This window comes from Vibrio sp. 10N.222.49.C9 (assembly GCF_041474985.1).
GTDB lineage: Bacteria > Pseudomonadota > Gammaproteobacteria > Enterobacterales > Vibrionaceae > Vibrio > Vibrio crassostreae_C.
In genome coordinates this window covers 1-279 of sequence record NZ_JBFRVD010000871.1, presented here as the reverse complement: position 1 = coordinate 279, position 279 = coordinate 1, and the positions used below count along the sequence as shown (strand labels likewise).

Below are 279 nucleotides of genomic sequence, written 5' to 3'. Positions count from 1 at the left end.
TAAGAAAGTCGGCGTTGCAATTGCGGGCAATGAAGAAGCGACAATTGGCACTATGCTGCGCTCAGCGGGACTTGAGTTCTCAGATGTAGAGATCATTAATGTTGGTTGGGCACTGTCGTCGTCGGTGGCTTCCGGAAAAGTAGATGCGATTTGGGGCGGACTGCGCAACTTTGAAACCAACCAGCTTGCACTAGAGGGCTTTAAAGCCAAAGCATTCTTCCCAGAGGAGCACGGCGTACCTGCTTACGATGAATTGGTCTTTGTTGCCAATGCCAACAG

At 50.5% G+C, this 279-nt stretch carries 1 protein-coding gene; it reads left to right on the top strand.

Annotated features, from left to right (window positions below; translation table 11 throughout):
* On the top strand, positions 1 to 279 hold a 279-nt coding region (locus tag AB4585_RS26005; RefSeq protein WP_372171655.1), incomplete at both ends, for an ABC transporter substrate-binding protein.